We start from the raw sequence: 10,744 nt of genomic DNA, 5'->3' as shown, positions 1-10,744 counted from the left end.
CGAAACTCTAGCTGTTAGCAGATGGTGCTTTATTTAGTTTCAATTGATTTCAATATTTCTACAATCTTTTTTAATTCCATTTCAATTTCGCTTTTTCCATTAAGATTTCCAATAGTAAAAGAGCAAATGTAAAGTTTGTTCTTTTCTATTAAACACCAATAATTTATTTCTTCATTTTTTACATTTTCAACATAGTAAACTCCTTGTATATTTTTCCAATCTATATTTTGGCCGTTTTCTTCTCTTAATATTTCTCTTAAAAATCCCTTTGCATTTTTGATTTCATAATTCATTGGAGTTATTCTTAAATTTCCTGTCCATTGAGTTGTGTCAAAAAAAGCATTTGTGTTTTTTTCATCAGTTTCATATTCACTCCAATTTTCAGGAATGTTTACTGAATAATTATATTCGGAATTGAATTTTTTCATTTTTATATTTTTTCCGCAATTACTAAAAGAAACAAGAATTATAAGAGTTAAAATTTGCTTCATTTCTGTTTTGTTTTTCTTTTTCTACTGATTTTTTCTGCACTTTCTGCTAACGTCAGTTTGTGAAAAAACTGTTGTTAAATATTTTTAAAAAATAATAAAAAACATTGAAATACAATAGTTTTTTTTACCCAAACCCACCTCAAAACATCGTTTTACAGCCCACATTATTTGGCAACAAAATAATGCGGCATAAAAATAACCCTTTCGCAATTGGCTTCTATTACATTCAAAAACCAGCGTTTTTTTGGTTATAAACAGGGTTTTTTCACAGCCTGACGTTTGGCAGCTTGGCGATGTGGCGGATTAAGGAAGCCTAAACTTTCGGTTAAACACTGACTTTGAAAGTACAAAACCAACTTTAAATTAAGCCCAAAACCCGCCATTATTGCAAACTGTTGTTGGCAGATGGTTTTATTTTAGCAATTCGACTATTTCTTCTTTTGTTTTATTATGCAAGTCAATCATTATATTTGGAATTAATTTGTTGTTTTCAGTTTTCCCTGAAGGTCTAATCCATTCTTTAACACCAAACCTAAAATTTAATTCTGTATTTGGAGTAATAAATCCAATTAATTCACCAAAATGATTAGGATGTCCTTTGCTAGGAGTTTCTCCAATTACAGTTGCTAAATTATTGTCTAAAACCATTATTGCAAACATCATTGCACTCGAAAAGGTGTTTTCACCTACTAAAATTTACGTTTTACCGTTAAACCTATTTTTGTTTTTTGAAGGTTTATTTTCATCTGAAACAAGAGGCATTAATTCACCATTTTGTAATTTTTCATATGGTGCATATTCAAAATCATTTTTTTTCATAAAGTCTGAATACTCTTTGCTTTTTTTCCATTTTCCACCATAATCTTTGTAACTCTTATTAGAGAAATAATCAATTATTAAATTTCCAATAGCTGAATTTCCTCCACCATTATTACTAACATCAATAATGAGTTTTTGCACTTTGTCATTTTTAATTTTTGAAAAAATCGAATCAATTTTCAATTCCCATTTATCATATTTTATTTGTTTATCATTAAATGAGTTTATTGTTAGATAACCAAAATCTTTAATTTTTTCATATTTTAAAATTGAAATATTAGTATCTTTTTTCTTTGTTTGTTGTACGTTTTTGTTTAATTCTTCCCAATTTTGTCCTTTAATTAATATTATTTTTCCACTTTTAAATTTTAAATTAAAATCATCAGTTATGAAAAAACAGAATTTTGATAAATATAGCCATAACTTTTCTACTGCAATAGTTTTTCGTTCTTCAGAAATACCAAAAACTTGATTTGAACAGCCTTCAATTATATTTTCAATAGAAAACTCATTTATAGATAACAATTCATCACCATTATTTATGCTTTCACCACTATAATTTTCAGTTAAAATAACTTTTTGATTTTCATATTTAAATCTTAAAGGAAAAAATTTAATATTGTTCTTAATGCTATCAGTTATACAAAAATCATTTAAACCACTATGCTCATCGTTTAATTTTACAAAAATTGGTTTTGCTAAAAAGTAAAAATCTTTTTGAGTCATTCCGTCTTTTAATGAATTTTCAATTTGAATAATATTTTTTTCAAATTCTTCTTTTGAAATTTCTGTAAATGGATTTATATGTGCATTTAATATTTTTTCTTTTATAAATTCTATGTCTGCAACTAATTCACTTTTACTAAATTTTTTATTGTAAAATTCATTGCAAACTTTTTGTCCAAATGTTATATTGGAAATGAATATTGTAAAAATTAGTAGTTTTATATTTGATCTCATATATCTTTTTCGTTTTTGTTTTCGTCTTCGTTCTCCAAAAATCTCTGCCAACGTCAGTCTGTGAAAAAACTTGACGTTTAATATTTTTTCAAAAATAATAAAAAACTATGAAATAAAATAGTTTTTTTCACCCAAACCCACCTCAAAACATCGTTTTACAGCCCACGTTTTTTGGCAACAAAATAATGCGGCTTAAAAATAACCCTTTCGCAAATGGCTTCTATTACATTCAAAAACCAGCGTTTTTTTTGGTTTTTTGGATTATAAACAGGGTTTTTTCACAGCCTGACGGTTCTCAGCTATACGCAGGCAGGGAATTTAACAACTGAACTTCCTGCGAAAAACTGAACTTTAAATTTAGCACTTACCTGTCCTACGAAGCACGAAACCCCTGCTTGCGTATAGGTGATGTTATCGCTTCGGTGTTCTTTTTCGTCCGCTGGTTTGTCGGTCGTTTTGGTCGTGCGGTTGGACAGACACACGCTGCCGCCAAGTTTTGGCTTGAGATTGGGCTGGTGCGACTTGGCAATGAGTGTGGCTGTGAAGCGTTGGAATTTCCATTTTATGATTCTTTTTCTTTCGTTTCAAGTTTATAATTACCAAGCCTTAACAGTGCAACAATTAGTAAAAGCATAACTGCGGATGTATAATTTTTAGTCGTAAAAAAGCAATGAGCAACATTGTTTCTTAAATTCATTCCGCTTGAAGTGAACAAAAACTTAAAAAAAGCAATATCATCTTCTGGAATCAATGCTTTTAGCTTTTCATTCTCCAATAATTTGTCGAAACCAATCCTTTCTTCTGTACCGTTGTCTTTAATTTCTATTGTTTGAGCACCAATCATTCTGGATAATTCACGTAAAAGACCTTCAAATTTCAATACCAAACTGTCTATTGCCAAAATGTAGCCTTGTGGATTATGTTTATTTGTTTTAAATCAATTTCAGTTTGAACAAAGAAGCTTTGTAATGCTGGAGTAAGTAATTCAATCCAATTAAATCCTTGTGTTTCTTTGTTAGTGTCCAAATAAGTAAAATCTTGACCGTACCAAGAATCATTTTTTAAGTAGTTAACTAAACTGTCAAATGAAATTTTGCCACTTTTAAATCCTTTTGAAACAACAAGCCCAATATGATTGATAGTAAAATTATTTATATGAAGTGAATAAGGGTTGATAACACCGGATTTCTTTTTGCTGACGTTTTTGTTAATGTCAAATGTCATTGTTGAAACTAAATCAAGCATAACAGGTTTTATTTCTTCATTCAAAACAGCAGCTTTAGGTAATAAATTATCTAAAATCAAATAACCGTATATATCCTTAGAATTTCCGTTTTCGATTAATTGTGTGGCTTTTTCCTTAATAGAATCCCACCATTGGTTTAAAAGCTTATTATATTTCTCATCTTTCAATTCAAAGGAAACTTTTTTAAGGTCAATAGTCTTTTTTGCTTGCTCCAATAAAACAGCGGTTTGCTCAATCTTTTCTTTATTATTAGCCTTTTTATATTCTTCTAAAGCGTTTGTATAATAATGATGAGCGATAAAACCTTTGTTTTTTTCATTTTCAAGTTGGGAAATATGATAATCACCTAATTTTTCATGAAATTCACTTGGTGAAGAATTAAGTTTTTGACTAAGAATCACGAGTAATTTTAAATAACTTTCTAAAACCCTTTCGTCTAAATTGGAAATTTTATTTTTTGAGTAATCGAAGAATTTTTGAGTAATTGAAGAATCTATTTTTTTACCATTCTCAATGATAAAATCCATCAATGAATACTTTGTAAAATCGTTTAGTTTATCACTTTCCAAAAGCGAAACCAAATAACTTATACTTTCATCTTTTTTATGGTTTACAGTTTGGCTAAGGATAAAAAAATTTTTGAAGTACTTGCCAAATGAAAAACATTGCAAATTATCTTCAACTGAAAACGAAGAATTTTTTAAAAGTAATAAATAACTTTCAATTGCTTCTTTGGCAAAATCAATGTGTTTCTGTGAGCTTAACCAAAGTAAATGATTGTATTTTGCTTTGTATTTTGGGTTTTGTACTTTGTTTGCTCTTGTTTTGATGTAATCAAAATTATCGTCAAATAATTCCAATGTAGGATAAGCGTTTTCACCTACTTGAAATTTTGGAACTTGTATGCCGTTTTCTATTGCAAAGTCAGCAAAAAACAACTCATACGAACAAAGTTTTTTAGTATTTTCGTTTTCTGACTTATCTCGTAGAGCCGTGATAAATTTATATTTATTTAAATCCAAATACTGGAAATTAGTATCTTTTTCAAGGTATTCGTAATATTCATATAAGTTTTGAAAGTCCATACATTAAATATTACTTTGATTACTCTGCCATTGATTTTATCATACTTTCCATAAACTCAATTTCCTCCATTGTTAATTTATACTTTTTGTACAATTGTTTGTCAATTTCAACTGTCGATTTACTCCAGTCTATATCTGAATTATATGTGAAGTTTTGAGTAGGCACAAAACGGAAAGTTTTAGAAGTCGCATCTTGACTTGCTTTTCCTAGACTGTGTTGAAATCTTGCAAATTTTGTAGTTAAGTATTTGCAAAGGTTTGTTGCAGACGATTGATTTAACTCTAGGTCAACACCAATTACTAAATAGGATTCCGTACAAATTGTATTTGGAATACCTACAAATGAATTAAGATTATCGTCATTTAATTCTGTACCAATGTTATTTGCTCTTGGTGTATAGACTTTAAACTTGTCAATCCATTCTGTATTTTTAGTAATTTCCTCCCTTTCTAGAAAACCAGTTTGTTTACCTTTTCCATAACAAATAACAGGGTTATTCAATCCTTTTTTGGATTCACGAAATTTTACATCTTTTGTAAAATACCCTCTAAAACCAAAAGGTCTTAATGATGAAATATGTTTTTCAAAAGATTCAAAATCAGGATGTGAGTTAATTTTAATAATCATTTCAATACCTATACTGTGTCTAATAAGTATATCAGAGTCTTCTGTTTTTAAGCTACGATTGTTCATTTTTGGAATTAAATCATCTCTATAAGTAAAGACTTTAGTTAATTCTTGTGTGTTATCATACGCTTTGTCCCAAAGGAAATAACAGATGCCACCTCTCAGGTTTATATTTTGAAAAATTAATTCAGGTTTCAGGAAATCGTGTAGTTCCGAAATATGAGTATCATTAAGCATTTGGTCTCTAAACTCATTTAATCCTCTACCACCTGCAAACCATCTTGTAGGCATAATCATAGCAATGTTGCTAGGACTTAACTGCTTTGCTACATCTACAAAAAGATTGTAAATTGGTTTGGCACTTGCTTGAGCACCACCGTCACTTTGCTGATAAGGCGGATTGCCTACTATTACATTGAATTTCATTTTCTTGTTGTTTATTTTGATGGTTTCTTTTTCAATGAATTTGTTTTCATTGATTAAATCGTAAGATGTGTAGTTAGCTTCAATTAGTTTAACATCTAATTCAAGTAGCCTGTACACTTTTCTAGTAAACTCATACGCAATTTTTGATGTTGGTATTGAGTAGAATTTGTTGGCTACTTCTTTGCCAAACTTTTTATATACGGCATATACAAACTCGCCTTGTTTGGAAGCAATATCTAAAAGCATTGTATTCTTGTCAATGGCTTTGGCTGGCAAACCGTTTATGATTTTGTCGGTAACAAATTCGGGGGTTACAATTTCTGAATCTGACAAGCGACTAAACTTTTTCATTGCATTACTCGCTCTTTCTATTGGAGAAATTGCGGAATCATTGGCTAATGAATTAATGTTGTGAATTTTATAATCTAGTTCGCTTAAAATAAATGGGTTGATGTGCTTTTGAAACAAATCAAGTATGGTGATTTCAAGGCTCAAATTTGAAGCTATTCGCAAATTATCAGCATTCTCTCTGATGTGGTTAATGGTTTCTTGTAAAGATTTAACTCTTGAATCTGTCAAAAATGCAAAGAATAAAATCCTTGCATAATACATAGCAAATTGACCTTTGTAATCATTTACTGCTTCATCATCTTTTGATTTGGATTTTGCATTTTCTTCATTTTCGTCCTCATCACTATCGGAAGTATCATCTATATCAATTTCGTCTCCTTCGCCTTTTGATGGTGGAATTTCTAATCCTTGACGAGAACCAATTTTTCCTTGTCTTTCAATTTCGGTTTTGATTGCGTCAATATCCAACAAAGACATATCAATGGAAATAGTTGTAGCTTCATCAAATACGCTTCTACTACTCGAATATTTTCGAACAGCATCCAAAATATCAGCAGGTTGTATTTGAACAATTTTATTGTTGTTTAAAACTACAATTGGAGATATTTCAAGCTCTTTGCGGATTCGTTCTTCTAATAAACTGTTGCCGTTTTTATCAGTATTTACATTGTAAATCTGTGATTTATGTTCCTGTATTTGGAACATTCTATTGGGGTTAAAGTCAACCAACAAAGTTTGTGGTTTCATATTGAATTTGACCACATCACCATTCGGCTCTTTGAAAATTTTTATGAACTGATTTTGCAAACGAAAAATTGCCTGGTCGTATTCTTGTGGAGAAGCGGTATCTTTTAGGTAAAGCATAGTATCCCATTGGTGTACTGTGCTACCTGTGAGCATTCTGTTTACTGTCAAAGTGATAGTTTTTACATTTTCACTTTCACATTTTTTTATTTTGGCTTGAACTGATTGTGTGTCTTTGTAGTTTTTTTCGTTCTCAACTCCAGAGATATTTATGATTTCGTAATTGCTAAGATGTTTAAACTTGTTGTTCTCAATTAATTTCTCTAATGCATCACAAGATGCTCTGTAAGGCAAAACACAAACAATATGACGACACATTTTGCCCTCTTTAATTTTATCGTAGTCTAGGAAGCTTAATAAATTGGCATCTTCTTCTGAACCATCAATGACTTTTAGCAAGTCAAGTATTTCTTGTTCGTATTTGAATTTTTTATGAAGCTTATGTTCTTTGTCTATGGTTATTGATTGCGGTCTGAAAAGTTCTGAAAAAGCATAGGTTACACCTTTCTTTTTCATTTCTTCCATTTTTTTACGGGAAGATTGATTGGGATTAAAAGCAAAGCGAATCATTTGAGGAAAACCATAATAAGGATTATCCCATTCTTTGATTTCATCTTTATTTAGATTTTCTAAATCCCATTTTTCTTGGTCTTCTGCAATGTTTGTGAATTGATAGAATGCAATAATATCATCATTCGTGAACTCGCTATTCATCAAAATACGATAAGGAGTACCAGAAAGATGAATGCGAATTTTTGCATTAAAAACTTTATTGGTAATTTCTAAATCGTCTAAAGTATTGTCATTGAGCTTTAATTCGCTTTTTATTTCTTTAGCACTTAAATTTTCCTCTTTTAAGACTTTTCCATATTCAGTTGCTCTTGCTCCAAAATGTGTTTCGTCAATAAGCAATAAGTCAATTTGATTTTCAAATATTTCTTTATGTTTTGATTTTATTTCGACTCCTTGCAAGTCTTGTAAGGTCAGAAATAAAACGATTTTTTCTTTTGCCTTTTGTTTTTCGGCAATAATCGTATCGCTTGTTAGGAGAGAAGTACTATCTAAAAAACAATAGCCATCAAATTTAATATGGCTTTCAACCGTTTTTTTCCATTCTTCTTTCACATCAGCTTTTGCAGAAACTACAACGACAAGTTTAGCTCCCATTTCAACAGCACAACACATTGAGGTAAATGATTTGCCAAAACGCATTACTGCATACATCAACAAATTGGCTCTGCCTTTATTTAAAGCTTTTCGAAAATTATCTACTGTTTTTTGTTGATTGGGTCTTAGTGGATATTCTTCTATTCTTGTGTACGTATGTGTAATAGGAATATGACTTTCGTCAAAGCGATAATATTGATATTTTGATTGGTTGTTTTGATGTCCGCTTTTTATATCTTCAATTGCTTCTTTTAGATCGTCCTCTGTTGCGTTTTCAAAAAACTCATTTGAGTAGTATGGGATTTCTTTTAAAGCGTTAGGCTTTAATCTGCTTCTTTTTAATTCGTTTTCAAGAAAAAAATGAACTGCATAATCTCTGAAAAAAGTTTCGTCATCAACTTTTGCAACATTTCCAAACTTCTTTTCAAGGTTAGGGAAGTATTTACGCCATTCATTCAATCGCATTTCAATTGGTCGGTAGGTATCGCCAACTTTTAGATAATTCGGTATTGTTTCGGTTGTAAAAGCATAGATTTGAGGTTCTACTCTTCCAATGATTAAATCATCAAGTATATCTACATTTATATTATTTGTTTCTGGCATATTTTACTTTTCTAAAAGAGATATAAATTTTATCGGTTTTTCTATATCCCAATCCATAATGTTGCAATAAATGCCATTGTGTGACTTTATATTTTGAGTTTCACAACCTTTGCATTTTTTTATTTCTGTTTTGGTTTCAAAAAAATCCGAAATGTCTATAATTTCATCTTTACAACTATTCGGAATAACACCTTTCAGACCGTCCATTTGCCAAATATTCCAAGAAATGATTTCTGCAATATTTTGTATGTAATCAATTGGCGGTTCAGTTTCAAATTTGTGGGTAAAGTTTTCAATGAATGTTATAAGCAATGCTTCACGAGCCAAGAGCAAACTATCTCCTTGCCATTCAAATCCGTAAGTGCTTTTATATGCGGTTTCAACCGCTTCAAACCATTCATTAATTGAGTCCAAATTCTCATTTACAACTCTTAACTTTCTGTCTAAAATCCCGATTCTGTTCTCGATTTTAATAAACTCACCTGTTGTAGTGTCATATCTGCTAACAAGATAAGGTGCTTCTCCACAAGAAATCTCCAATCGAGTATCACGAACATAGTCTTGCCAAGTTTTACCTTTAGGAAAAACTATTTTTTCTTTTGTTGTCTCCCAAGATTTAGTGCCATTCTTTTTCAGGATTTCTTTATTGAAAACGTCATCTTTTCCAAACCAAGAATCGTCAACTAAATTATTTTGTGCGTTACATATCCAAGAAGGCGTAAAAACTTCTGCCATTTCTTTGGAGCGAGATAATTGTAGAATTTTGTCTTTATGAACCCTAGGCATTATTACATTGCCTTTTTCTCCTGTTATTAATTCAGGTAATATTTCAGAATTGAATCTGTATGAATCTCCGAAGTGTTCGTAATTGTCTGTCGCCCAAAAAATATTTTTTTGAGAGGTTTGGTCACGAAGTAGTATTGCGAGAATGTCAGGATACTTCTCGATTAACTCATTTTCTAATATGTCGATAACTACTTGCACTTGTATACTTCTTCGTTAGTTTTTAAAAGTTCTTTTACATCAATTTTTAGAATGTTGGCTATTTCGTATAGCACTTCAAGTCTTGGTTGTTGTCGATTTTGCACATAACCGTTCACCATATTGTAGCTCTTACCAAGCTGTTCGGCTAACCAAGTTTGCTTAATTCCTTTTTCTTCAAGTACTTCTTTAATTCTGTTCATTTTCGTCTAAAGATGTCAAGTCGCAAATTTAGTTTTTATTTTCCAGTATCTCGTTTTTCAAGATAATAAATGTTTTGAATAATTATCTAATTGCCCTGTCTGTGCGTTGGCAAAAAAATGGCTCTTTTGGTTTTTTGAGCGTTGGCTTTAGTGTCGGAAAAAACCAAATGTGCCATTTGCGGGTCGGCTTTTTACACTGAGCGATAACGTTTTGCATATTTATGAAGTTGGGGATTTGTAAACCCAAAACTTTCGATTAAACACCGAACTCCAAAAGTACAAAACCAACTTTAAATTAAGCCCAAAACCCGCAATTTTGCAAACTGCTGTTAGCTGTTCGGTTTTTTATCTTTCACTAACTTTTATATTTGTTACTTTTTTTTCTGTGTTTATTTCTATTTTTAATTTTCCTGTATTTATTCCGTTTCCTGTGTAACCTAAACTATAATATAATTCAGTTTTACTTTCATTGTCGGGTTTGCCTAAAATCTTTATAATTTCTTCATACGATTTTCCAATAAGTTCTTTTTCATTTCTCAAACTATTCATCATATCCCAGCGAATGCTCCAATTTTCTTCTAAATTTTGGTCAGCATTTTTCCATTTTTTAGAGTTAAATTTCTCATGCGTAAACTGTCCACGTAAACAAATACATAAAAGGATTATGGTACCAAATATTAATGTAATAAGTTTAATCAATGTCGTTAAGTTAAGCAAATGTATAAAAAAGCCAATAGAATAGGCACTTTTTCTGAATTTATTACTTGATTTATTTTGTAGTTATAATTTTTATATTTACATTTACAGGGTATATAGGGGGTAACTCTATTGCATTAAAAACATTAGAATATAGAGAAAATTTAACATTAAATATTGACTATGAGCTTAATAACGAAGCATTCGTCAGCTGTTCAAAAGACGGCAGTGAAGGGGTATTTACTAGAGATAGAAAACTGACTATCAGGGATTTAGTTTTTATT

General features: G+C 30.5%; 8 protein-coding genes and 1 pseudogene. 1 reads left to right on the top strand and 8 read right to left on the bottom strand.

What is annotated here, in order from left to right; translation table 11 throughout:
* Positions 1-29 precede the first annotated feature (29 nt).
* The 8 genes and pseudogenes from B0A58_RS14510 to B0A58_RS14475 form a co-directional block, all read right to left on the bottom strand.
* Positions 30-491 (bottom strand): DUF3805 domain-containing protein, encoded by a 462-nt coding sequence (locus B0A58_RS14510; RefSeq protein ID WP_089081641.1) that lies wholly within the window; start codon positions 489-491, stop codon positions 30-32.
* A 411-nt stretch (positions 492-902) separates the two neighbouring features.
* Positions 903-2,036 (bottom strand): annotated as a pseudogene (locus tag B0A58_RS14505) (S41 family peptidase).
* A gap of 796 nt (positions 2,037-2,832) precedes the next feature.
* On the bottom strand, positions 2,833-3,171 hold the full coding sequence (locus B0A58_RS14500; RefSeq protein WP_133063153.1) for a DUF4209 domain-containing protein: 339 nt from the start codon (positions 3,169-3,171) through the stop codon (positions 2,833-2,835).
* Complete coding sequence (locus tag B0A58_RS14495) at positions 3,162-4,601, bottom strand: DUF7380 domain-containing protein (RefSeq protein WP_089081639.1); 1,440 nt, start codon at positions 4,599-4,601, stop codon at positions 3,162-3,164. The genes B0A58_RS14500 and B0A58_RS14495 overlap by 10 nt, the downstream gene beginning before the upstream one ends.
* Before the next feature lie 19 nt (positions 4,602-4,620).
* Complete coding sequence (locus B0A58_RS14490) at positions 4,621-8,580, bottom strand: Eco57I restriction-modification methylase domain-containing protein (protein WP_089081638.1); 3,960 nt, start codon at positions 8,578-8,580, stop codon at positions 4,621-4,623.
* A gap of 3 nt (positions 8,581-8,583) precedes the next feature.
* A complete protein-coding gene (locus B0A58_RS14485) occupies positions 8,584-9,564 on the bottom strand; it encodes a restriction endonuclease subunit M (protein WP_089081637.1) in 981 nt (326 codons plus the stop codon).
* Positions 9,555-9,764 carry a helix-turn-helix domain-containing protein gene (locus tag B0A58_RS14480; protein ID WP_089081636.1) on the bottom strand — a complete coding sequence of 70 codons (210 nt, stop codon included), beginning with the start codon at positions 9,762-9,764 and terminating at the stop codon, positions 9,555-9,557. The genes B0A58_RS14485 and B0A58_RS14480 overlap by 10 nt, the downstream gene beginning before the upstream one ends.
* 345 nt (positions 9,765-10,109) lie before the next feature.
* Positions 10,110-10,463: a hypothetical protein gene (locus tag B0A58_RS14475; RefSeq protein WP_243389509.1), complete on the bottom strand. Its 354-nt coding sequence runs from the start codon at positions 10,461-10,463 to the stop codon at positions 10,110-10,112.
* Between the two features lie 65 nt (positions 10,464-10,528).
* Here B0A58_RS14475 and B0A58_RS16680 point away from each other — a divergent pair.
* The coding region (locus B0A58_RS16680; protein ID WP_207758856.1) for a hypothetical protein at positions 10,529-10,744 on the top strand (216 nt) is incomplete at its 3' end.

Origin of the sequence: Flavobacterium branchiophilum NBRC 15030 = ATCC 35035, assembly GCF_002217205.1 — a bacterium.
GTDB classification, from domain to species: domain Bacteria; phylum Bacteroidota; class Bacteroidia; order Flavobacteriales; family Flavobacteriaceae; genus Flavobacterium; species Flavobacterium branchiophilum.
The sequence above is the reverse complement of the archived record's forward strand: the minus strand, read 5'-3'. Positions and strand labels throughout refer to the sequence as shown.